This window comes from Streptomyces capillispiralis (assembly GCF_007829875.1).
In the GTDB taxonomy this organism is placed as follows: domain Bacteria; phylum Actinomycetota; class Actinomycetes; order Streptomycetales; family Streptomycetaceae; genus Streptomyces; species Streptomyces capillispiralis.
The window spans coordinates 117,338-141,340 of record NZ_VIWV01000001.1; the positions used below are offsets into that span (position 1 = coordinate 117,338).

Here is a 24,003-nt window from a genome sequence, read left to right on the forward strand (position 1 = left end):
CGGACGGCGCACGCCGGCTCCGCCGCGGGTCCGCCCCGGCACGCCCCGCCCGACCTTCCCACGCCCCCGCCCCGGCCGGGGCACGACCCAGCTTTCGTCACCGACCGTTGAGAGAGAAGCCGTGACCGCAGCACAGGCGCCCGACGTGGCGCCGCCCGCCCCCATGTCCCACCGACAGATACTCCAGGCCATGTCCGGGCTCATGGCCGGCATGTTCGTGGCGATCCTGGCGGGCACGGTGGTGTCCAACGCACTGCCCACGATCATCACCGACCTGGGAGCCAGCCAGTCCTCCTACACCTGGGTCGTCACCGCGGAACTGCTGGCGATGACGGCGACCGTTCCGCTCTGGGGCAAGCTGTCCGACCTGTTCGACAAGAAGCTGCTGCTCCAGCTGTCCCTGGCCCTGTTCGTGGTCGGCTCGCTGCTGGCCGGCTTCTCGCACGGCGTCGAACTGCTGATCTTCAGCCGCGTGGTGCAGGGCATCGGCGCGGGCGGACTCACCGCGCTCGCCCAGGTCGTGATGGCCGCGATCATCCCGCCCCGCAGGCTCGGCAAGTACGCCGGCGTCTTCGGCGCCGTGTTCGCCGTGGGCACGGTGGCCGGCCCGCTGGTCGGCGGCGTGCTGGTGGACACCTCCTGGCTGGGCTGGCGCTGGTGCTTCTTCATCGGCGTGCCGTTCGCGCTGCTCGCCATCGTGCTGCTCCAGCGCACCCTGAACCTGCCCGTGACACGGCGCGAGGTGAAGATCGACTTCCTGGGTGCCTTCCTCATCGTCGCGGGCGTCTGCGCCCTGCTCATCTGGGTCTCCCTGGCGGGCAACCAGTTCGACTGGGCCTCCTGGCAGACCGCCGCGCTCACCGGCGGCGGCCTCCTGCTGCTGGCCGCCGCCGTGGTCGTCGAGGCCCGGACCGCCGAGCCGGTCATCCCGCTGGACATCTTCCGCAACCGCACCGTGACGCTCACCACCGTCGCCAGCCTGCTGGTCGGCGTCGCCATGTTCGGTGGCACCGTCTTCCTCTCCCAGTACTTCCAGGTGTCCCTCGGCAAGTCGCCCACCGTGGCGGGCCTGATGAGCCTGCCGATGATCCTGGGCCTGCTGGTGTCGTCCACCGTGGCCGGGCAGCTGATCAGCAGGACCGGCGTCTGGAAGCGCTACCTGGTGGCCGGTGCGGTGACCATGACGGTCGGCCTCGGTCTCCTCTCCACCATCGGCGCGGACACCTCCTTCACCCTGCTGAGCCTCTATATGGCGGTGCTCGGCGTCGGCGTCGGCCTGCTGATGCAGAACCTGGTGCTGGCCGCCCAGAACGACGTGCCCGCCAGTGAGCTGGGCGCGGCGACCTCCGTGCTGTCCTTCTTCCGCAGCATGGGCGGCACCATCGGCACCAGTGTCCTCGGCGCGATCCTCGCCAACCGGGTCGCCTCCGAGATGGCCAAGGGCATGGACGCGGCGGGCGTCCCCGCGGGCGGCGGCTCGGGCGGCGGCCACGCCGTGGTCCCGGACATGAGCACCCTGCCCGAGCCGGTGCGGGCGGTCGTGGAGCACGCCTACGGCGTCGCCACCGCCGACCTCTTCCTCATCGCCACCCCGTGTGCCCTGCTGGCCCTGATCACGGTGGTGTTCATCAAGGAGAAGCCCCTGAAGACGACCAGCGGCATGGAGCGGCTCGCCGAGGAGTCCGGCCCGGCGGCCGCGGCGGACGCCGACCCGGCGGCGCTCCGCCACTGAGCACGGGCCCGGGCACCCCACGTGCCCGCGATGGCCGAACGGTCCGGGGCGGGGAGGGGCCTCGCCCCGGACCCCGCCCCGGACCCGCCCCTGGACCCCGCCTCGGGCTCCGCCCCGGACCGCTGCGCGGGCGTCACTGGCCGCCGAGGCCGGTCGTCGCCACCGACTTGACGATGTGCCGCTGGAAGAAGACGAACACCAGCACCAGGGGCAGGGCGGCCAGCACCGAGGACGCCATCGTCTGGGCGTAGTTGACGCCGTACGCGTCCTTCACCGCGGTGATGCCGACCGGCAGGGTCATCAGCGCGGGGTCGGACGTCGAGACGAACGGCCACAGGAAGTTGTTCCACGCCCCGATGAACACGAAGATCGACACGGCGGCGAGCATCGGCCGCGACAGCGGCAGCATCACCGACCAGAAGATCCGCGCGTGGCCGGCGCCGTCGATGCGGGCGGCCTCCTCCAGCTCGCGCGGGATCGTGTCGAAGTGCTTCTTGAGGATGAAGACCATCACCGGCGCGACCGTCTGCGGCAGGATCACCGCCGCGTAGGTGTCCACCAGGTCCAGGGTCAGCATCTGCTGGAACCACGGAACGATCAGCAGCTGCGGCGGCACCAGGATCGACGCGATGGTGACCGTGAACAGCCACCGCCGCCCGCGGAACAGCGTCCGGGAGAAGGCGTAGCCGGCCATCGCCGACACGACCACGGTGACGACCGTGACGGCCGCGGCGATGAGGAAGCTGTTCAGCATCCACAGCGGCAGGTCGCCGCGTTCGATCACGGTGCGGAAGCCGTCCAGGGTGAAGCCGCCCTGCGGCCAGATCCAGTGGAGGGGATCGCTGGCGTCCTGCTCGGACTTGAACGCCGTGAACACCGCCCAGGCCATCGGCAGCAGCCAGAACAGCGCCATGACCGCGAGGGCCGCCAGTGCGAGCGTGCGCGACAGCCGGCTCGCGCCGAGGGTGAGGTTGGGCCCGCGCTGCACGGCCGGGCGGCCGCGGTGGGCCCGGCGGGCGGCGGGGAGCGGGGAAACCGTGCGGCGCGCGGGCCGTGTCGGGACGTCGGTGGAGGTCATGTCACTTCTCCCTGCGGCGAAGGGCGACGAACTGCACGGCGGAGGCGAGGACGATGAGGGCGAAGAAGATGTAGCTGATGGCGGAGGCGTAGCCGAGGCGGTAGCCGGTGAAGCCCATGTCGTAGAGGTACTCGACGACGGGGCGGGTGGAGCCGTTGGGCCCGCCCTTGGTGAGCAGGTACACCTGGTCGAACACCTTCAGCGAGGCGAGGATCTGCAGGACCGTGATCACGCCGGTGATGCGCCGCAGCTGGGGCAGCGTGACGTGCCACAGCCTCCGCCAGGCGCCCGCCCCGTCGAGGGCCGCCGCCTCGTAGAGGTGGTCGGGCACGGACTGCAGAGCCGCGAGGAACAGCAGGAAGTTGAAGCCGACGGTCCACCACACGGTGGCGATCACGATCGCGTACAGGGCGATGGACTCGTCGCTCAGCCAGGCGTAGCCGTCCAGTCCGACCGCCTGCAGCAGGTGGTTGTAGAGGCCGAGGTCCGGCTGGTACAGCCAGAGCCACAGCAGGCCGATCACGCCGACCGGCAGCAGGTACGGGGCGAAGAACGCCAGCCGCCACACCCACTGCCCGGGAAGGCCGGTGTACACCAGCAGGGCCATGGCGAGGGCGACGGCCACCAGGGGCACGGTGGAGACGACGGTGAACCACGCGGTGTGCCCCATCGCGCGCCACATCTCGGCGTCGCCGAAGGCCTCCGTGTAGTTGTCCAGGCCGATGAAGGACGGGTCGTGGGCGGAGAGCGAGGTGTCGGTGAGGCTCATCCAGATGCCCTGGGCCATCGGCCAGAGCATGAAGAGGACGAACAGGACGAGGAACGGCAGGGCGAAGAGCAGTCCCGGCGGGACGACGCGGCGCAGTGTCGCGCCGAGTCCTGTGGCGGTCCGGTCGGCCCGCGGCCGGCCGGGGGAAGCGAGGTGAGTGGACATCTGCTGCCTCCTTCGCGGCGGTTCAGGCCGGACTGGGCTGGGACAGGGCGGTGTTCATCCGCTCGACCATGGCGCGGGCCGCCCGGTCGGGCGCCAGGCCGTCGAGCATCGACTGCTGGAGCACCTGGGACATGGAGTTCTGGAAGTCGGACCCGGCTCCGGCGAACCAGACGGCCGGGTCGAGGACCACGTGGTCGGCCGCCTGTGCGTACCGGGCCTGCGGCTCGAGCCGGGCGTACTCCCCGGTGCGGGTCACCGGCCGGTACGCCGGGATGTGGCCGGCCTTCGCCCAGACCTGGCCGGCCCTGAGGATGGCGGCCACCGCCTGGTGGGTGCGCCTGCGGTGGGCCTCGTCGGGGTCGGGGCGCCTCGGCAGGACGAAGGAGTGGGAGTCCGCGTAGACCGCCGGGGTGCCGAACACCGTGGGGAAGGGTGCCGCACCGACCTCGGGGTCGGCGGCGCGGAAGGTGCCCAGTTCCCACTCCCCGGAGAGGATCATCCCGGTCTGCCGGTTGGTGAAGGCGGCGATGGCCGCCGGGTAGTCGAGGCGGCGGGGGTTGGTCCGTCCGTCGACCAGCTTCTGCATGAAGGCGATGACCTCGGTCATCGCGTCGAGGTCCGCCGTGGCCCGGCCGCCGACGGGCAGGCCGAAGTCGTTCCCGGTCTGCCGGTAGAGCCCGTAGAACAGCCGCCAGCCCTGCGCCGTGTCGTTGGCGTAGCCGAAGGCGATGCCCTGCCGGCCGGAGGCCCGGGCCAGTTCCCGGCCGGCCTCCAGGAAGCGCTCGGGTGTGGAGAAGGCTTCCTGGTCGAGGGCTCCGTCGCCGGTCAGGAGCCCGGCCTCGCGGGCGGTGTCGGGGTGGAAGAAGACGATGAACGGGTGGGTGTCCAGCGGTACGGCGTAGGTCCGTCCCCGGTGCTGGGTGCGGCTCCACACCGCGTCGGCGAAGTCCTGCTCCCGGACGCCGAACTCGGCGAGCAGAGCGGTGTCCCAGGGGTCGAGCAGTCCCAGGGGCGCGTACCCCGCCAGGCGCGACATGTGGGAGACGGCGACGTCCGGGCCGCGCCCGCCGGCCGAGGCCATGGCGAGTTTGGTGTAGTACGGCGTGCCCCATTCCAGCACGGTCCGGTCGACCCGGGTGCCGGACATGTCGGGCCGTGCGATGTCGATCAGTTCGTCGAGCAGGGCGCCGTCGGCGCCGCTGAACAGGTCCCACATGCGCACGGTGCGCGGGTCCGACGCGGCTGCCGCGGAACCGCAGCCGGCGAGGGCTCCGCCGCCGAGGAGGACGGCGGCCGAGGCCAGCGAGGCGCGGAGCACGCCTCGTCGGGACGGTCCGGCGCGGTTACCTTCCGGCCTGGCGGAGGCGGCCCGTGGGCCAGGCAGGTCGACCATGGCACTACCTTTCTCTACATCGATGTACATCGCCGACGGGGTACTGCGGACGTGTCGTGCGCGCGGACCCGGTTCCGGTCGTCCGCCGGACCGGGTCCGGCGCCGTCAGCCGGTGGTTTCGCAGGCGGCCGGGCGCTGTTGGACCCGGCGCAGTACGGCGGTGTCGAACTTCTCGCCGCGGTCGAAGCCGTAGACGCCGTTGCGCTCCTGGAAGACGTCGGTGAGCTGCGTGTAGCAGTAGCCGAACATGTCCGGGTCGTCGAGCAGGACGTCCACCAGTCCGGTGAAGCGGGCCACGAACTCCTCGGCGGTGCGCGGCCGTTCGCCGTACCCCCAGGAGGTGCCGGTCTCGTCGCCGGCGGCGGTCGCGGCGGCCGCCGCGTCCCACCAGATCCCGCCGAACTCGCTGCAGAAGTAGGGCTGTCCGCGGTAGGGCACCGACCAGGTGCGGCCGTCGGGGCCGGTGTTGACGTACGGGCGGTCCTCGGCGAGGCCGGCCATGGTCCTGGCGAAGGCCTCGGGGTCCTGCTCGTAGCAGTGCGAGTCGTACACGTCGGTCTCCGGCACGCGGTGGGCGTAGCCGGAGGCGTCGATCACCGGGCGGCTCGGGTCCGCCTGCTTGGTGGCGAGGAACATGGCCCGGGTCACGTCATCGAGCTGGGTGATGCGGTCGTGGAGGTGCTGGTACGTCTCGTTCAGCGGGCACCAGCCGATGATCGACGGGTGGGAGTGGTCGCGTTCCAGGGCCTCCAGCCACTGGGCGACGTAACTGGCGTCGGGGCGCTGGTTGTCGTCGCGGACGCCGGTCTCGCAGCCCCAGTCTCCGAACTCGCCCCAGACCAGGTAGCCGAGCCGGTCGGCGTGGTAGAGGTAGCGCTCCTCGAACACCTTCTGGTGCAGCCGGGCGCCGTTGAAGCCGGCCCGCAACCCGAGTTCGATGTCGCGCACGAGGTCGGCGTCGGTGGGAGCGGTCATCAGGCCGTCGGGGTAGTAGCCCTGGTCGAGGACCAGCCGCTGGAACACCGGCGCGCCGTTGAGCAGCACCCGCTTGCCGTGCACCGCGACCGAGCGCAGACCGGCGTAGGAGGTGGCCTCGTCGACCACGCCGCCCTCGGCGTCGAGGAGTTGGAGGCGCAGGTCGTACAGGTGCGGGTCGGCCGGCGACCAGGTGCGCAGCCGGTCCTCGGGCACGGTCAGCACCAGTTTGGGGCACAGGTCGAGGTCGGCGCGGGCGGAGGCGCTCACCACCTCGCCGTGCCGGTCGGAGAGCACGGCCCGCACCCGGTGGCCGGGCAGGTTGCCGGTGACCGGGAGGTCGACGTGGAACGATCCCGATCCCAGGTCGGGGGTGATCCGCGGGCGCTTGAGGCGGGCAGCGGCCGGTACGGGCTCGAGCCACACGGTCTGCCAGATGCCGGTGGTGCGGGTGTAGTGGCAGTGCGTGTTGGCGTACCAGGTGGCCTGCTTGCCGCGGGCCTGCGGGCCGTGCCGGCTGTCGCGGGCGCGGACCACGATCACGGCGTTCTCGCCGGGCGCGGCCACCCCGCGCAGGTCCGCGGTGAACGGGGTGAAGCCGCCGCGGTGACGGGCCACCTCGGTGCCGTTGACCCAGACGGTGGCGTCGTGGTCGACCGCGCCGAAGTGCAGCAGCACGTCGGAGCCGGACCACTCCTCGGGGACGGTCACCTCGCGGCGGTACCAGACGGCCTCCATGAAGTCCGTGTCGCCGATCCCCGACAGTTCGGACTCGGGGCAGAAGGGGACGACGATCTCGCCGGTGAGGTCGCGGTCGCGCAGTCCGCGCTCCAGTCCGCTGTCCCCGCGGTCGGTCTCGAACTGCCAGCGGCCATTGAGATTCAGCCATGCCTCGCGGACGAACTGGGGCCGGGGGTACTCCGGACGCGGGACGTCCAGGGGCAGGGGCATGCTCATGCTGCTCCTCATCAGTGCAGGTGCGCTCGGTACGGGGTCATGCGACCATACGATTACATCGATGTAAATGGCCGCGGCGAAAAGTTTTCGGTGACCGATTCACCCCTCGCGCGACCGGGCCCCGCGACGCTGCCGTTACGATCCGGGGGCACGAGGAAGAACGAGAAGGGAAGCATGGGCAGGCCCAGGATCAAGGACGTCGCGGAGTACGCCGGCGTCTCGGCCAAGACGGTGTCGAACGTCCTCAACGACTACGAACACGTCTCCGAGCAGACCCGGGCCGCGGTCCGCGAGGCCATCGACGCCCTCGGTTACCGGGTCAACATCGCCGGACGCCAGCTGCGCCGCGGCCGCACGGGCATGGTCGCGCTCGCCGTGCCGGACCTGGACATCGCCTACTTCGCCGAGCTGGCCCGGCACGTCATGGCGGAGACCGAACGCCTCGGCAGCACCACCCTGCTGCTGGAGACCGGCGGGCGGCGCGAGAAGGAACTGGCCGCCGTGCGCGGCTTCGACGTCCAGTTCACGGACGGCGTCATCCTCTCGCCGCTCGCCCTGCAACCCCGCGACCTGGCGGACCGGGACACGCGGCTGCCGCTGGTGCTGCTGGGCGAGTGCAATCTGCCGGGCAGCGCCGACCACGTGGCGATCGACAACGTCGCGGCGGCGCGCGAGGCGACCGAGCACCTGCTGGCGCGGGGGCGCCGCCGCATCGCGGTGATCGGCGGCGACCTGCGCGGACAGCACAACACCAGCCGCCTGCGCACCATCGGCCACCAGCAGGCCCTGACGGCGGCCGGGCTCGCCGTGCCGTCCGGCCTGGTGATGCCGGTGCCCGAGTTCCGCTGGGCCGACGGGGCGGCAGCCGCCCGTACGCTCATGCGGCTGCCGGACCGGCCGGACGCGCTGCTCTGCCTCAACGACCACCTGGCCCTCGGCGCGGTGCGGGCGCTCCACGAGGACGGCTGGTCGGTTCCCAAGGACGTGGACGTGGTCGGGTTCGACGACATCGAGGCCACCCGGTTCAGCATCCCCACCATCACCACCGTCGCTCCCGACAAGCCCGGCATCGCACGGCGGGCGGTGCAGTTGCTGCTGGAGCGGATCGACGCCGGCGCGCCGGGCGGGCCCGCGGTGGACGAGACGGCGGGGCACCGGCTGATCGTGCGGGAGAGTTCGGGAGGATGAGGGGGCCGGGCCTCCGGCGGGCCGCACGGCCCGGCGGCCGGGCCTCCGGCGCGGCCCCTGGCACCGGCGGCGACAGGCGTCCGGAACGGCGCTCCCCCGGCCTTGTCAGTGTCACGGACGGGCATGTATAACGTTGTAAAACTTGAGCCCGGCGGCTCGGCGCACGGCTCATGGTCAGGGCACCGTATCCGCACCGACCGACCGAGTCGGGCCGCTCACGAAGGGATTGCCGTGCGGGTCAGCCTCAAGGACGTCGCCGCGCACGCGGGGGTCTCCATCAAGACCGTCTCCAACGTGGTGAACAACTACCAGCACGTCACCCCGGCCATGCGCGAGCGTGTCCAGAGGTCCATCGACGCGCTCGGCTACCAGCCCAACCTCGCCGCCAGGCATCTGAGGAAGGGGCGTACGGGCATCATCGCGCTCGCCCTGCCCGAGCTGGGCAACCCCTACTTCGCCGAACTGGCCGCCTCCGTCATCGACACCGCGGCCCAGCACGACTACATCGTGCTCCTCGACCACACCGGAGGGCTGCGCGAGCAGGAACTCCTGGTGAGCCAGGGCTTCCGGGCCCGGGTGATCGACGGTCTCATCCTCAGCCCGATCGAGCTGGAGACCGAGGACCTGCGCGACCGCGCCCAGGACGTGCCGCTGGTGCTGCTCGGCGAACGGGACTACGACCTGCCGTACGACCACATCGCCATCGACAACGTCGCCGCGGCCCGCGCCGCCGTGCGGCACCTGATCGGTCTGGGGCGCCGGGAGGTGGCGTTCATCGGAGCCCGGCGCCGGCGCAGCGAGCCCGCCCAACTGCGCGTGCGGGGCTGGCGCGAGGAGCTCACCGCCGCCGGGCTGCCGGCCGACGAGGGGCTCGTCGCGGCCACCGACGGCTGGGGGCACGCCGACGGGGCGGTGGCCATGAACCACATCCTGGACAGCGGACGGCGGCCCGACGCGGTGTTCGCCTACAACGACCCGATGGCGATCGGGGCGATGCGGGTGCTGCACGAACGGGGCCTGCGGGTCCCCGAGGACATCGCCGTCGTCGGCTTCGACGACGTGATCGAGGGACGCTTCGGCGCGGTCACCCTCACCTCCGTGTCACCGGACAAGGCCGCCATCGGCCGCCTCGCGGTGGAGTCCGTACTCGCCCGGCTCAACGACCGGGCGCCGGAACACCGCCGCATCTGGGCGGACTACCAACTCGTTGAACGCGAAAGCACCGTGGGGCGCCCGGCTGGCACCGGCCGGGGAACCGTCTGACACATCCGCCCTGCCGCGCCCGCCCGGCCGGGAACCGCCTGCCATATCCACCCCGTCCCGCCCGGCTGGGGAACCGCCTCACGCGCCCGGGACCGCCGCCCGACCGGGGAGACCGTCAGACGCGTACGTCCCGCAGCGTCCGACCGGGAGGACCGTCGGACGCGCACAGTCCGCACCGTCCGACCGGGAGGACCGTCAAACACGTACGTCCCGCACCGTCCGACCGGGGGAGCGTCTGACACACATCCGCCCTGTCCCGCCCGGCCGGGGACCGTCCGACACATCCGCCCTGCCCCGCCCCGCCCCGCCCGGCCCCGCCCGGCCGGCCGGGGATACCGTCGGACGCGCCCATCCCGCCGGCACCGCCAGGCCTGGCCACCGGCCCGGCGGGACGTTCGGCGGGCGTTCGGCGTTCCGTGGCGGCAGGCCCGGGCGTGCGGCCACTGAGGGCCGCCGGGCGAGTCCGCAGCCCCGGAGCCCGGTCTCGGGCGAGGGCCGCCCGAAGCCCGCTCTCCGGGGAGGGCCCGCTGCGGCGTCACGCTCCACCGAACGCCCTCACACCGTCGCCCCCACCACCGGCGCGCGGTCACCGGACCGCGAACACCCCCTGCCGCGACCGCACTTCACCGAGCCCCCCCGACCGGGCAGTCCAACCCGCCCCGCGCGGCAAGCGCTTCCCGCGCCGTCCCGTCGCCGACCGAGCACCCGGAGGCCGCCACGGCGGGCCTCCCCCTCCCCTCCACCCCCGGTTTCGCACCTTGTGCGCAAGGGGTTTACAGCATCCTTCCAACGATGTAAAACCTCCTTGCGGCGCACCGGACGCCGCCCTGCACAGGGGGAGCAGCTCCACTCATGCGCGTCCTTCGGCTCCCCAGTTACCTTTTCAGCGTCACCCGGATCGGGGTCACCATGCAGCGCACCACTCACCGTTCCCTCCTCCTCGCCCGTCCCGTGGTCGTGGCCTTGGCCGCCGCCGTGGCCCTGACCGCCACCTCCTGCGCCAAGTCGGAGGACGACGCGTCGGACGGCAAGAAGTCGTCGTCGGCCGCGGCCGACGCCGGCCAGAAGGTCGTCGAGCCGAAGCCGGGCAGCAAGTCCTGCACCATCGACGCCTACGGCGGCGAGAAGATCGACCTCAAGGACGCCACCGTCGGCTTCTCGCAGTCGGAGAAGGAAGCCAACCCGTTCCGCATCGCGGAGACCCAGTCCATCAAGGACGAGGCGGCCAAGAGAGGCGTCAAGCTGCTGACGGCCAACGCCCAGTCGCAGTTCTCCAAGCAGATCAGCGACGTCCAGGACCTGCTCGCCAAGGGCGCCGACCTGCTGGTGATCGCCCCGCTCAACTCCGACGGCTGGGACCCGGTGCTGCAGGCGGCGGCCGCCAAGAAGGTCCCGATCGTCACCATCGACCGCAAGATCAACGCCACGGCCTGCAAGGACTACGTCTCCTTCATCGCCTCCGACTTCGTCGAGCAGGGCCGGCGCGCCGCCGACCAGATGATCGAGGCCACCGGCGGCAAGGGCGAGGTCGCCATCCTGCTGGGCTCGGCCGGGAACAACGTCACCACCGAGCGCACCAAGGGCTTCAAGGAGCGCGTCGCCGAGAAGGCCCCCGGTCTGAAGGTCGTCTTCGAGCAGACCGGTGACTTCACCCGCGAGAAGGGCCAGCAGGTCACCGAGCAGCTCATCCAGTCCAAGCCCGGCATCAAGGGCATCTACGCGGAGAACGACGAGATGGGCCTGGGCGCAGTGGCCGCGCTCAAGGGCGCCGGCAAGAAGGCCGGCGACATCAAGATCGTCACGGTCGACGGCACGCGCAACGCCGTCCAGGGCGTCGTCGACGGCTGGATCAGCGGCGTCATCGAGTCCAACCCGAGGTTCGGTCCGCTGGCGTTCCAGACGCTGGACACCTTCACCCAGGGCAAGGAAGTCCCGCAGGACATCGTCATCCAGGACAGCGCCTACGACGCCGGCAACGCCGAGCAGGACCTCGGCAAGGCCTACTGATCCGTCGCGGGGCCCGGTCTCCGGGCCCCCCTGTCCGTCCGTCATCCCTTCCTGTCATCCCTGGAGGCACAGGTGGCTCCCCCCGCCGAAGTCCTCGCCGTCCGCGGACTGAGCAAGACCTTCCCCGGCGTCCGGGCCCTGGACGACGTGGACCTGACCCTGCACCCGGGCGAGGTCCACGCCCTGATCGGCGAGAACGGCGCCGGCAAGTCGACCCTCATCAAAGTCCTCACCGGTGTGTACCGGCCCGACGCCGGTGACATCGTTTTCCTGGGCGGCGCGGTCTCCTTCGGCACCCCGCTGGACGCCCAGAAGGCCGGGATCTCGACCATCTACCAAGAGGTCAACCTCATCCCGCTGCTGAGCGTGGCCCGCAACCTCTTCCTGGGCCGCGAACCGCGCAACCGCTTCGGCCTGCTGGACTTCGCCCGTATGAACCGGGAGGCCGAGGAGACGCTGCGCGCCTACGGCGTCCGGGTGGACGTCCGCCGGCCGCTGCGCACGCTCGGTGTCGGCGCGCAGCAGATGGTCGCCCTGGCGCGTGCCGTGGCGAGCGAGGCGCGGATCGTCATCATGGACGAGCCGACCTCCTCGCTCGAACCGCGGGAGGTCGAGACGCTGTTCTCGGTCATCCGCCGACTGCGCGACGACGGCATCGCCGTCATCTACGTCAGCCACCGGCTCGACGAGCTGTACGCCGTGTGCGACACCGTCACGGTGCTGCGCGACGGCCGTCGCGTGCACCACGGCCGGCTCGCCGACCTCGACCGGCTCTCCCTGGTGTCCACGATGCTGGGGCGGGAGTTGGGCGAGGTGCGCGCGGAGGGCCTGACCAAGTTCACCGGCGACCGTCACGCCACCGACACCGAACCGGTGCTTGACGCCCGTGACCTGACGGTCCCGCACCAGCTGCACGGCGTCTCGGTGAGCATCCGTCCCGGCGAGGTCGTCGGGCTCGGCGGGCTGCTCGGCTCCGGGCGCACCGAGACGGCCAAGGCCATCTCGGGTGCGCTGGCGACGAGTTCGGGCAGTGTGACGGTGGCCGGGGTCCCGCTGCGCGGCGGCTCCACGCCCGCGGCGATCCGGGCGGGCGTCAGTCTGCTGCCGGAGGACCGCAAGAGCGAGGGCATCGTGCCCGGTCTGTCGGTCCGGGAGAACATCTCGCTGGCCGTGCTGCCCCGCCTGTCCCGCTTCGGGCTGGTCTCCGAGGCGCGCGTCGACAGCATCGTCGACACCTTCATCGAGCGGCTGCGCATCAAGGCGTCCTCGCCGCAGCAGAAGGTCGGCGAACTGTCCGGCGGCAACCAGCAGAAGGTACTGCTGGCCCGCTGGCTGGCGATGAACCCGAAGGTGCTCCTGCTGGACGAGCCCACCCGGGGCATCGACGTCGGTGCCAAGGCCGAGGTGCAGAAACTCGTGGACGAACTGGCCGCGGACGGCCTGGGCGTCCTGCTCATCTCCTCCGACCTGGAGGAACTGATCGAAGGGTCCGACCGCGTGGTCGTACTGAAGGACGGTGCGGTCGTCGGCGAGCTGACCGGCGACGAGGTCACCGAGGACAAGCTGATGCGGACCATCGCCGGGCACGCCCCGGCCGGGGACGCGGTCGAGGAGGCGGCGACCGATGGCTGAAGCCACCGTCCGGACCGTCGCGCTGGACCGAACGCGCGTCCTGCAGTGGCTGCAGACCTACGGCGTGTACGCCGGTGTGGCGCTGCTGCTGGTCGTCAACATCGTCATCACCCCGCACTTCCTGACCGCGGAGAACTTCCGCACCCAGGCCGTGCAGGTCGCGCCCGTCATCATCGTCGCGCTCGGCATGGCCCTGGTGATCGGGACCGAGGGCGTCGACCTGTCGGTGGGCGCCGTCATGGCGCTGGCGGCGTCCGTGACGGCGCTGTACCTCGGCTACGGGCTGCTGCCGGCGCTGCTCGTCGTGGCGGTGTTCTCCGCCGGGGTGGGGCTGGCCAACGGGGCGCTGGTGGCGTTCGTCGGGGTGCAGCCGATCGTGGCCACCCTGGCCCTCATGGTCGGCGGCCGGGGCCTGGCCCTGGTGCTGCTGCCGCAGCTGGAGGACCTGCGCAACCCCGCGCTGGCCTCCCTCGGCTCCGGTGACGTGCTGGGCGTCCCGTATCTGATCCTGATCGCGGCGGTGCTGGCCCTGCTGGTGGCGTTCGTCGTCCGCCGCACCACCTTCGGACGGCAGTTGCTCGCCATCGGTGACAGCCGTCCCGCCGCGCAGCTCGCCGGGCTGCCGGTGCGCCGGGTGCTGATCGTGGTGTACGTGGTCTGCGCGCTGCTCGCGGCGGTGGCGGGTGTGCTCGCCACGGCGCGGCTGCAGGCCAGTGACCCGACGTCGCTGGGCAATCTGATGGAGCTGTCCGCCATCACCGCCGTCGTGGTCGGCGGGACACCGCTGACCGGTGGCCGGGTGAACATCGCCGGCACCGTGGCGGGAGCCGTCCTCATCCAGCTGCTCACCGCCACCCTCATCAAGCACGATCTGCCGCCCTCGTGGACCCAGATCGCGCAGGCCATAGTGATCGTGTGCGCGGTCTACGCGGCACGGGGACGGGGGAAGCGATGACCGTCACGAAGACGGACGCGCGGGTGACCGCGGCGGGCGGCGGGGAGCCGGCGGCGGCCGCCGAGCCCGCGGGCCCGGCCCGTTCCGAGCGGCTGACGGCGCTGGTGCAGCAGCACGGCGCGCTGGCGGTGCTGGTGGTCGTGTCGCTGGTGGCGTCGTTCAGCTTCGACTCCTTCGCCACCGGTGACAACGTCGGCAACATGGCGACGAGTTCGGCGTTCCTCGCGATCGTCGCGCTCGGCATGACCTTCGTGATCATCACCGGCGGCATCGACCTGTCGGTCGGCTCGCTGTTCGCGCTCGGCGGGGTCCTGGCGGCCTGGGGTTCCCGGCACGGGACGCTGGTGGCGCTGCTGCTGCCGCTGGTGGTGTGCGGGGCCATCGGTGTCGTCAACGGTCTGCTGGTGGCCCGTTCGCGGCTTGCGCCGTTCATCGTCACGCTGGCCGCGATGCTGGGGGCGCGGGGCCTGATGCTGGCCCTGACCGACGAGGGCGCCAACACCTATCTGATCGGCAAGGGTTCGTTCCTCGCGGAACTCGGCCAGGGCTCGGTCCTCGGCATCGGCAACCCGGTGTGGATCACGCTGGCGCTGTTCGTCGCCGGGGCCGTCGTCCTGCGCCGCACGCGCTTCGGACAGCATGTGTACGCGGTCGGCGGCAACGAGGACGCGGCGGCCCTGATGGGCGCCCCGGTGGCCCGCACCAAGATCCTCGTCTACACCCTGTCCGGAGTGCTGGCGGGGCTGGCGGGCGCGCTCAACGCCGCCTGGCTCGCCTCCGGGGTGACCATCCTCGGCAACGGCATGGAACTGGAGGCCATCTCCGCCGTCGTCATCGGCGGCACCCTGCTCACCGGCGGGCTCGGCTACGTCAGCGGCTCCCTGGTCGGTGTGCTGCTGCTGAAGGTGATCCAGAACGTCATCAACCAGATCGGCTCCCTGGACTCCTCCTACCAGCAGGTCGTCAGCGGCGCCTTCCTGGCGGTCGTGGTCGTCGCCCAGACCTGGCTGGGCCGCCGGCGGCAACTGATGTAGAGCTCCGGACGCGGCGGTCGGGCCCCTCCGACTCCCGCTGCCGCGTCCGGGTACCGGGCGGCCGGTCACGCCCCACCGCGCGACCGGCCGCTTCTCGCACGCGCACGTCTCCCACCCCCACTTCCCAAGGAGTGACGATGCGTCGAGTACCCGCCCCGCTCCCACCCCTCCCCCGGCCGCGACGGCGGTCACGATGGGCCACCACCGTGCTCGCGGTGCTGGCCCTGCTCGCCGGCACCGCCCTCACCGTCTCCGGCGTCGCGGCCGCCGCGCCGCAGGCGTGGACGCCGAAGCCCGCGCCGATGACCACCCCCTGGACGAACCAGGTCCCCGTGGACATGCCGCTGCCCGAGTACCCGCGGCCGCAGCTCACCCGCCCCGACTGGGCCAATCTGAACGGCATCTGGGACTTCGCCGTCACCGCGGCGGACGCCGGACGGCCCGCGTCGTTCCCCGAGCAGATCCGCGTCCCGTTCGTCGCCGAGTCGGCGCTCTCCGGCATCCAGCGCAAGATCACGCAAAACGACAAGCTCTGGTACAAGCGCACCTTCACCGTCCCGTCGGGCTGGAACGGCCGCCGCGTCCAACTCCACTTCGGTGCCAGTGACTGGCGTACGACGGTGTGGGTCAACGACCGGCAGGCCGGGGCCACCCACGACGGCGGCTTCGACTCCTTCTCCCACGACATCACCGCGCTGCTCAACAGCGGCACCAACACCGTCGTCATCTCCGTGTGGGACCCCACCCAGACCGGTACGCAGGCGGTCGGCAAGCAGCGGCTCAACGATGTCACGCCGCATCCGGGTGGTGGCATCTTCTACACCGCCGCGTCCGGCATCTGGCAGACGGTGTGGCTGGAACCCGTGGCCGCCGCCCACATCACCCGCCTCGACATGGTGCCCGACCTCACGAACAACCGCCTCAGGGTCACCGTGCGGGGCGCCGGAACGAGCGGCCACCAGGCCCGTGTCACCGTCTCCGCCGGCGGCACCACCGTCGGCACCGCGACCGGTCCGGTCGGCGGCGAGTTCACCGTCCCGGTGCCGAACGCGCGCCGGTGGAGCCCGGACGACCCGTTCCTCTACGACGTCAGGGCCGACCTGCTCTCCGGTACGGCGGCCGTCGACTCCGTGGGCAGTTACGCCGGGATGCGCTCCATCGGCCTCGCCCGGGTCGACGGCGTCCTGCGGCCCGTTCTCAACGGCGAGTTCGTCTTCCAGACCGGCACCCTGGACCAGGGCTACTGGCCGGACGGCATCTACACCGCGCCCACCGACGCCGCGCTCCGGTACGACCTGCAGAAGCACAAGGACCTGGGCTTCAACATGGTCCGCAAGCACATCAAGGTCGAACCGCAGCGCTGGTTCCACTGGGCCGACCGGCTCGGCCTGCTGGTGTGGCAGGACATGCCCTCCATGGAGCGCACCCCGGACGCCGCCGGGCGCACCCAGTGGGAGGCCGAGTACGACCGGATCATCGACCAGCACCGCAGCTCGCCGTCGCTGGTGATGTGGGTCAACCAGAACGAGGGCTGGGGCCAGTACGACCAGGCCCGCATCGCCGACGAGGTCAAGGCGTACGACCCGTCCCGCCTCGTGGACAACATGAGCGGCGTCAACTGCTGCGGCGCGGTGGACGGCGGCAACGGCGATGTGGTGGACCACCATGTGTACGTGGGTCCCGGCACCACGGTGCCCAGCGCCACCCGTGCCGCGGTGCTCGGCGAGTTCGGCGGACTGGGCCTCAAGGTGGCCGGCCACGAGTGGTATCCGGGCGGCGGCTTCAGCTACGAGGACCAGCCCGACCCGGCCCACCTCGACGACCGGTTCGTCGGGCTGATCGACGGCATCCGCGAGGTGCGCCTGCCGCGGGGACTGTCCGCGTCCGTCTACACCGAGATCACCGACGTGGAGAACGAGGCCAACGGCCTGCTCACCTACGACCGGCAGGTGGTCAAGGTCGACGAGGCGAGGGTCCGGGCCGCCAACCGGGCCCTGATCGACGCCTCCCGCTCACCGGCCGCCCCCGTGACGCTGCCCACCGGCCAGTACCGGTCCCTCCGGGTGACGACACCGGGGTACACCGACCGCTACCTGCGGCACCGGGACGGCGCCGCGTTCACGGACGTCGTGAACGGCGGCAGCGACGCGCTGCTGAGGAGTGACGCCACCTGGAGGATCGTCCCGGGGCTGGCCGACAGCACGTGCTACTCGTTCGAGTCGCGCAACTACCCGGGCGAGTACCTGCGTCACCGCGACCACCGCGTGTACAAGGAGGGCGGCAGCGGTGACCTGTTCCGCGCCGACGCCACCTTCTGCCCGGTGCGCGGCGCGAACGGGGGCGTGCGGCTGTCCGCGCACAACTTCCCCGGGCAGTACCTGCGCCACTTCGGCGCCGAGCTGTGGCTGGCCACCCCGGGCGGAACGCACACCTGGGACAGCCCCTCCCGCTTCACGGAGGACACCACCTGGGCCGTGGAGGCCCCGTGGGCCCCGTGAGCGCGGCGACGCCGCGCCAGTGAGAAGAGCGGTGGCGGCCCGCCGGGCCGCCACCGCACCCGTTCCCGAACGCATTGGAGTTCCTGGACGATGACTGCCCGAACGACCGGACTCACCGCCGCCTGCTGCGCCGCGGTACTCGTCGGCGGCCTCCTGACAACGCTGTCACCCTCGGCCGCCGCCGCCACCACCGCCACCGCCGCCGCCGCGCCCAAGGTGCCCGAGTACAGCACCGCCGAGGCCGGCAACCCCTTCGTCGACGGCTGGTACGCCGACCCGGACATGGCGGTCTACGAGGGCGCCTACTGGGTGTTCCCCACCACCTCCAGGCCGTACGACGAGCAGACCCATCTCGACGCCTTCTCCTCCACCGACCTGGTGCACTGGACCAAGCACAGCGACGTCCTGACGAAGGCGAGCATCTCCTGGGCGCGGCGCGCGATGTGGGCGCCCGCCCCGATCGAGCGCGACGGCAAGTACTACCTGTACTTCGCCGCCAACGACATCCAGAACGACTCCCAGCTCGGCGGGATCGGGGTGGCCGTCGCCGACCGTCCCGAGGGCCCCTACGAGGACGCCATCGGGGCGCCGCTGATCTCGCGGTTCCACAACGGCGCCCAGCCCATCGACCAGGACGTCTTCATCGACGACGACGGCCAGGCGTACATGTACTACGGCGGCTGGGGCCACGCGAACGTCGTCAAGCTCAACCCGGACATGACCAGCCTCGGCACCTTCGACGACGGGTCGACGTTCAAGGAGATCACCCCGGCCGACTACGTCGAGGGCCCGCAGATGTTCAAGCGGGGCGGGAAGTACTACCTGATGTGGTCCGAGGGAGGCTGGACGGGGCCCGACTACTCGGTGTCGTACGCCATCTCCGACTCGCCGACCGGGCCCTTCGAGAAGATCGACAAGGTGCTGGCCCAGGACCCGGCGGTCGCCAAGGGCTCCGGGCACAACTCGGTCGTCAACGTGCCCGGCACCGACATCTGGTACATCTTCTACCACCGCCGGCCGCTCGGTGAGACCGACGGCAACCACCGCCAACTGGCCTACGACCGCATGCACTTCAGGCCCGACGGTACGATCCGGCGGATCGACATGAAGGTCCGGGACAACTTCGCGGACCACAACGCGCTGGGCTGGAAGACGTACGGCGGCTCGTGGACCGCGGCCGGCGGCCGCTACCGGGCCGGCCGCTCGCTCGGCGGCAAGGCACTCCTCGACACCAACTTCGCCGACTTCACCTTCGACGCCGACGTCACGCCCGCCTCCGGCCGGGGCGACGCGGGTCTGGTGTTCCGGGCGAGCCGGCCGGGCACGGGCGTCGACGGCTACTCCGGGTACTACGCGGGCATTGGAGGGGACGGCAAGGTGGTGCTCGGACGGGCGAACGACTCCTGGACCCCGCTGGGCACCGCCCGGGTGTCCGTCGCCCCCGGCACCTCCCACCGGCTGCGCGTCACGGCCGTCGGCTCGTCCATCAAGGTGTACGTCGACGACCTGCTGACGCCGAGGATCTCGGTCACCGACGACACGTACCGCAGCGGTGCGAACGGCGTCCGGGTCTTCGACACCGCCGCCTCCTTCGACAACGTGGCGGTCGGTCCCGCCACGTGACACGGCGCGGTCCCGGCGGGAGGGCGTGGTGCCCTCCCGCCGGGACCGCCGGCCCGGAAGCCCGGTGACTACGGCTTCTCCCCGCCGTACAGGGCGCTCACCTCCTCGGCGGTGAGCGCCTTGTCGTAGGCGCGGACCTGGTCCACCGAGCCGTTCCAGAAGTCGGTGTTCTCACCGTTCCACTGGGCGCGGCCCACGGCGAGGGGCCCGGTGCCGACGTAGGCGGGTCCGGCCGTGGAGGTGGCGGCGCGCTTGCCGTCGACATACAGCGTGATCTGCTGGGTGGCGTCGTCACGGACGCCGACCAGGTGGTACCAACGGCCGGTCTCGGGCCTGGTCTCCAGCCGGGCGCGCTGTCCGTCGGGGGTGCTGAAGGCGAAGGCGCCCTGCCCGTACTGGAGGTAGAACGGGCTGGCCTGGCGGCGTCCGTCCTGGCTGACGGCGGTGGCGTAGTTGCCGGGGAGCGCGTCGAGGGTGACCCAGGCGGAGATCGTGTAGCTGCCGGTGGTGTCGAGCACCGGGGCGTCGGTCTGGGCGTACTGGCCCTGGCCGTCGAACTTCAGCGCGCTGCCGCTGACCCCGTCCGTCCAGCCGGTGCCCTCGGAGAGCTTCAGCGGGAGGTTGTTGGGGCCGTCGTCCTTCGCGGTGGTGCCGGTGCCCTCGTCGAGGGACCAGGAGCCGCCGCCCTTCAGCGGTTCGCGCTCGCCGGCCGCGGCGCCGGCCGCGATGACCTTGCGGTTGATCTCACGCACCGGGGCCGGGTCGACCTTGATCTCGCGTCGGTCGTAGGTGTAGAGGCCGTTGAGCTCGTTCTCCAGGTCGGAGATCTGCGTGTAGACGGATCCGGAGAGTTCGGCGCCCGCCTGGTCGAGGTAGAACTTCTCGGTGTTCTCGACGTACTTGCGGGTCAGCGCCGCCTTGTCCGCGACACCGCTGTAGATCACGGTCGGGGTGCCCGGCCACATGTGGCCCGGGGTGCGCAGCGTGAAGCCGCCGTGCTCACCGTCCATGGCCGCCCGGTGGTCGGGGAAGGGCGGGTCCTCGTTGTTGTAGTCGTGGTGGTCGATGATGTCGCCCTTGCCCGAGTCACCCTTGGAGTTGCAGCAGTTGACTCCGCTGTGGGCGTTGACGATCCGGGACGGGTCGGCTGCCTTCACCGACTCGGCGATACGGCCGCTCTCCTCGCGGTTCCACTCGCCCCAGCCCTCGTTGAAGACGATCCAGCCGATGACGGAGGGCGCGTTGTGGTGCTGGCGCATCATCTCGCGGCCCTGGTCGACGAAGGCCTTCTGCCCGGTCTCGTTGGTGAGGTTCCCGGAGACGAAGTCCTGCCAGACCAGCAGACCGAGCTTGTCGGCGTGGTAGAACCAGCGCGGCGACTCGACCTTGATGTGCTTGCGGACCGCGTTGAAGCCGAACTTCTTGTGCGCCTTCAGGTCGAAGGCGAGTGCGGCGTCGCTCGGCGGGGTGTAGAGGCCGTCGGGCCAGAATCCCTGGTCGAGGGTGGCGAGGGAGAAGATCGGCTTGCCGTTGAGCACCAGTTTCTGGAACCCGCCGACTTCCTCGATCCCGATCTCGCGCATGCCGAAGTAGCTGCCGACCCTGTCGGTCGACCTGCCGTCGGTCAGCCTGACGTCGAGGTCGTAGAGGTAGGGGTCGTCGGGGCTCCACAGGTGCTGCTTCGCCACCGGCAGGCGCAGTTCGCTGTTGGCCGGGCCGCTCACCTTGCCGACGACCTTGCCGCGGGCGTCGCGCGCCACGGCTTCGACCCGGGCCTCCTTGGAGGCGCCGTCGGACTCGACGGTCACCGCCAGGGTGCCGGTGTCGATGTCGGGCGTGGTGACTACGTTGTCAATGGAGGCGTCGGCGACGGGCTCCATCCACACGGTCTGCCAGATGCCGGACGTCTGGGTGTAGAAGATGCCGCCGGGGTTGGTGGACTGCTTGCCCATCGGCTGGTTGGCGCCGCCGGTGTCGGTGACCGCGACCACGATCTCCTGCGGTCCGCCGCCCTTGAGGGCGTCGGTGATGTCGGCGCTGAAGGCGTTGTAGCCGCCGGTGTGCTCGGCGACCTTCCTGCCGTTGACGAAGACGCGGGCCTGGTAGTCCACCGCGCCGAAGTTGAGCTTGAGCCGCTTGCCGCTCTTGCCGACCTTCCAGCTGTCCGGCACGTCGACGAGCTTGCGGTAGAACATGTGGTCCTCGTGCCGCTCGAGCCCGGAGAGCTGCGACTCCACCGGGAACGGCACGATGATCTTCTCGTTCAGGTCCTTGCCGAAGACGGGCTCCTCACCGGCCTTCGCGCCGCTGAACTGCCAGGGCCCGTTGAGGTTCTTCCACTGGGCGCGCACCTGCTGGGGGCGCGGGTACTCCGGCAGCGGGTGGTTCTTGTCGAGCTTGTCGCCCCACGGGGTGGTGATCCGGTGGGTGGACGTGTTGGAGGCGTAGCGGACGATCCGGGGCACGGCCTTGCCGCCGGCCTGGAGGCCGCCCTCGCCGTCGTAGGTGAACCGCACCTGCTGGTTCTTCTGGATCGGCTCGGAGAGCGTGACGAGGAGGGAGTCGCGGTCGTCGCGGGCGACCGCCACCGACTTGACCGGCATGGCGGTCGTGTCGGCCTCGATCTTGAGGTGCTCCGCGACGTTCTCGATGCCACCGACCGCGTCCTCGAACCGGACGCGCAGCCGCCGGCCGTCCTCGGCGACGGTCGGTTCCACGGGGAAGACCTCGAAGCCGGCGGGCGGGGTGAACGCGGACGTCGGCACAAGCTGCTTGGGCATCGTCGGGGTCGACCAGCGCAGGAACATGTTCGCGCCACCGACGTCCTGGAACATCTCCATGCGGAAGTCGTACGTCTGGCCGGCCGTCAGCCTCACGGGCGCGCTGGTCTGCTCCCGGTCCCAGTCGCCCACCCAGTGGTCGATGACCGGCTTGCCGTCGATGAAGAGGCGGAAGCCGTTGTCGCCGATGGCGTGGAAGGTGTAGTCACCGGTCTCCGGCGCCTCGATCTGGCCGGTCCAGCGGGCGGTGGTGTGCTCCGCCTGGCCGGTCAGCTCCTCGAAGGTGCTCGTCAGCCCGGAGAAGTTGATCTGGGGCTCCAGCAGGGTGCCGCCGAGTTCGGCGAAGTCCCGGGCGCCGGGGGCCGACATCTTGAAGTACTCGCCCTTGAGGCCGTGCACCTGCACGTCGGAGTCGGCGGCCGAGGCGGCGGACGTGCCGGCCGTCGGGACGACGGCCGAGGCGGCGGGTGCCAGCGCGCCCGTGGACAGGGCCAGGGCGGACACGGTCAGCAGGGCCCACCATCTGGATCTGGGGCGGGTGAGTTGTCTGTTCATCGAACCTTTCCTCGCGCAGAGGGCATGGGGCCATGGCGAAGCAGGGCGGCCACCGCCTCGGCCCAGGATTCCCTTCCAACGTTGGAAATCCGGTGTGCAGCGGAATGACAACACGCCTCCCGACGGCTGTCCAGGCTTCGCGCACAGCTGACGCACCGTCAGTCCGCGCCCGGGAAAGCAAGGGTGGCCTGTCCAGGCACGAAGCACCCCGGCCCGGGCGACCCCATTGACATGTCCTCGCCCCATCACCATCCTGTGAGGGCTGTTCCATCGATGTAAATCCGGGCTTGGAGGTGCGCAACCTGTGGCCAGACCCCCACAGCGGACGACGAGGCTTTCCGGCCGACGGGCCGGTGTCCTCGGCTTCGTCCTGTCCGCGGTCCTCGCCGCCGTGATGAGCCTGACGTCCGCCGAGCCCGCCCGGGCGGACCAGACCGCCCTGCGGGCCGCCGACCCGAGCGTGATCCGGGTGGGCGGCACCTACATCTCCGTGCAGTCGTCCGGCGGGGGGATCGCCGTACGGCAGGCATCGTCCACGTCCGGGCTGGCTTCGGCCACCCCGCGCCAGGTCTGGTCGGACACCCGCGACCGCGGTGAGGTCTGGGCCCCGGAGATCGTGATGGACGGCGGCCGGTACTACATCTACTTCACGGCCGGCCGCGGGGCGGCCCACCGGATGTACGTGATCAGCTCCGCCAGCCCGGCCAGCGGCTACTCCGCCGAGACCCGGCTCGCGCTGCCGGACGACAAGTGGGCCATCGACGGCGCGCTGTTCACCTTCAACGGGCAGCGCTGGTTCGTCTGGTCCGGCTGGGCCGGGGACACCAACGTCGAGCAGAACCTCTACATCGCCCGGATGAGCAGCCCGACCACGCCGACCGGCGGGCGGTACATCATCTCGCAGCCCCGGGAGAGCTGGGAGCGGGTGGTGGGCAACCCGTTCATCAACGAGGGGCCCGAGCCCATCAAGGACCCGAACGGGCAGCTGCACATCGTGTACTCGGCCAACGGCAGCTGGAGCGACCAGTACTGCCTGGCCGACCTGCGGCTGCGGGCCGGGGGCGACCCGACGCACGTGTGGGACTGGTACAAGTCCAACGGCTGCCTGTTCGGCTCGAACCGGGCGACCATGATGTCCGGATGGGACCCGACGCTGTACGTCAACGGCCCCGGCCACCACAGCTTCGTCCTGCTCCACGGCGACATCGGCACCAGCCCGCCCGCCGGGCCGCGGTTCCCGCTGATGTTCCACGCGGTGCCGAAGGGCACGCCGTACACGTGGGAGAACCGCTACTGGTACACGGGCTCGTTCGCCTGGTGGGGCAACACCACCTACAGCCGGGCCAACGTGCCGGGTCCGAACACCGATACGGGCTGGAGCCTGAAGTTCTTCGAGTAG

15 protein-coding genes are annotated in these 24,003 nt (G+C 71.2%); 10 read left to right on the forward strand and 5 right to left on the reverse strand.

Annotated features, from left to right (window positions below):
- Window positions 1–163 precede the first annotated feature (163 nt).
- Entirely contained in the window at window positions 164–1,732 is a 1,569-nt protein-coding gene (locus tag FHX78_RS00470; protein ID WP_189908691.1) for an MDR family MFS transporter, read from the forward strand.
- Window positions 1,733–1,865: 133 nt separating this feature from the next.
- On the opposite strand, the gene FHX78_RS00475 is transcribed toward FHX78_RS00470, so the two are convergent.
- From FHX78_RS00475 to FHX78_RS00490, 4 genes are all read right to left on the reverse strand, one after another.
- On the reverse strand, window positions 1,866–2,810 hold the full coding sequence (locus FHX78_RS00475) for a carbohydrate ABC transporter permease (protein WP_145865466.1): 945 nt from the start codon (window positions 2,808–2,810) through the stop codon (window positions 1,866–1,868).
- 1 nt (window position 2,811) lies between these two features.
- Window positions 2,812–3,744 carry a carbohydrate ABC transporter permease gene (locus tag FHX78_RS00480; RefSeq protein ID WP_145865467.1) on the reverse strand — a complete coding sequence of 311 codons (933 nt, stop codon included), beginning with the start codon at window positions 3,742–3,744 and terminating at the stop codon, window positions 2,812–2,814.
- A 22-nt stretch (window positions 3,745–3,766) separates the two neighbouring features.
- Window positions 3,767–5,137, reverse strand: coding sequence for an extracellular solute-binding protein (locus FHX78_RS00485; protein WP_373313084.1), 1,371 nt, complete (start codon window positions 5,135–5,137; stop codon window positions 3,767–3,769).
- Between the two features lie 105 nt (window positions 5,138–5,242).
- Window positions 5,243–7,069 (reverse strand): glycoside hydrolase family 2 protein, encoded by a 1,827-nt coding sequence (locus FHX78_RS00490; protein WP_145865468.1) that lies wholly within the window; start codon window positions 7,067–7,069, stop codon window positions 5,243–5,245.
- A 174-nt stretch (window positions 7,070–7,243) separates the two neighbouring features.
- Between FHX78_RS00490 and FHX78_RS00495 the strand changes: the two genes are divergently transcribed.
- The 8 genes from FHX78_RS00495 (at window position 7,244) to FHX78_RS00530 (ending at window position 19,269) form a co-directional block, all read left to right on the forward strand.
- Window positions 7,244–8,257: a LacI family DNA-binding transcriptional regulator gene (locus FHX78_RS00495; protein WP_145865469.1), complete on the forward strand. Its 1,014-nt coding sequence runs from the start codon at window positions 7,244–7,246 to the stop codon at window positions 8,255–8,257.
- Window positions 8,258–8,488: 231 nt separating this feature from the next.
- Window positions 8,489–9,520: a LacI family DNA-binding transcriptional regulator gene (locus FHX78_RS00500; protein ID WP_145865470.1), complete on the forward strand. Its 1,032-nt coding sequence runs from the start codon at window positions 8,489–8,491 to the stop codon at window positions 9,518–9,520.
- Window positions 9,521–10,429: 909 nt separating this feature from the next.
- Entirely contained in the window at window positions 10,430–11,527 is a 1,098-nt protein-coding gene (locus FHX78_RS00505) for an ABC transporter substrate-binding protein (RefSeq protein ID WP_145865471.1), read from the forward strand.
- Window positions 11,528–11,599: 72 nt separating this feature from the next.
- A complete protein-coding gene (locus FHX78_RS00510) occupies window positions 11,600–13,159 on the forward strand; it encodes a sugar ABC transporter ATP-binding protein (protein ID WP_145865472.1) in 1,560 nt (519 codons plus the stop codon).
- Complete coding sequence (locus FHX78_RS00515) at window positions 13,152–14,114, forward strand: ABC transporter permease (protein WP_145865473.1); 963 nt, start codon at window positions 13,152–13,154, stop codon at window positions 14,112–14,114. Before FHX78_RS00510 ends, FHX78_RS00515 begins: the two co-directional genes overlap by 8 nt.
- Window positions 14,111–15,148, forward strand: a complete 1,038-nt coding sequence (locus tag FHX78_RS00520; protein WP_145865474.1) for an ABC transporter permease — start codon at window positions 14,111–14,113, stop codon at window positions 15,146–15,148. Before FHX78_RS00515 ends, FHX78_RS00520 begins: the two co-directional genes overlap by 4 nt.
- Window positions 15,149–15,285: 137 nt before the next feature.
- The gene (locus FHX78_RS00525) at window positions 15,286–17,646 is read left to right on the forward strand and encodes an AbfB domain-containing protein (RefSeq protein ID WP_145865475.1); all 2,361 of its coding nucleotides are present in this window, start codon (window positions 15,286–15,288) and stop codon (window positions 17,644–17,646) included.
- A gap of 90 nt (window positions 17,647–17,736) precedes the next feature.
- Window positions 17,737–19,269 carry a glycoside hydrolase family 43 protein gene (locus FHX78_RS00530; RefSeq protein ID WP_145865476.1) on the forward strand — a complete coding sequence of 511 codons (1,533 nt, stop codon included), beginning with the start codon at window positions 17,737–17,739 and terminating at the stop codon, window positions 19,267–19,269.
- Between the two features lie 68 nt (window positions 19,270–19,337).
- On the opposite strand, the gene FHX78_RS00535 is transcribed toward FHX78_RS00530, so the two are convergent.
- Window positions 19,338–22,604: a LamG-like jellyroll fold domain-containing protein gene (locus tag FHX78_RS00535; protein WP_145865477.1), complete on the reverse strand. Its 3,267-nt coding sequence runs from the start codon at window positions 22,602–22,604 to the stop codon at window positions 19,338–19,340.
- Window positions 22,605–22,998: 394 nt separating this feature from the next.
- Here FHX78_RS00535 and FHX78_RS00540 point away from each other — a divergent pair, with 394 nt between their 5' ends.
- Window positions 22,999–24,003: a glycoside hydrolase family 43 protein gene (locus FHX78_RS00540; protein WP_145871532.1), complete on the forward strand. Its 1,005-nt coding sequence runs from the start codon at window positions 22,999–23,001 to the stop codon at window positions 24,001–24,003.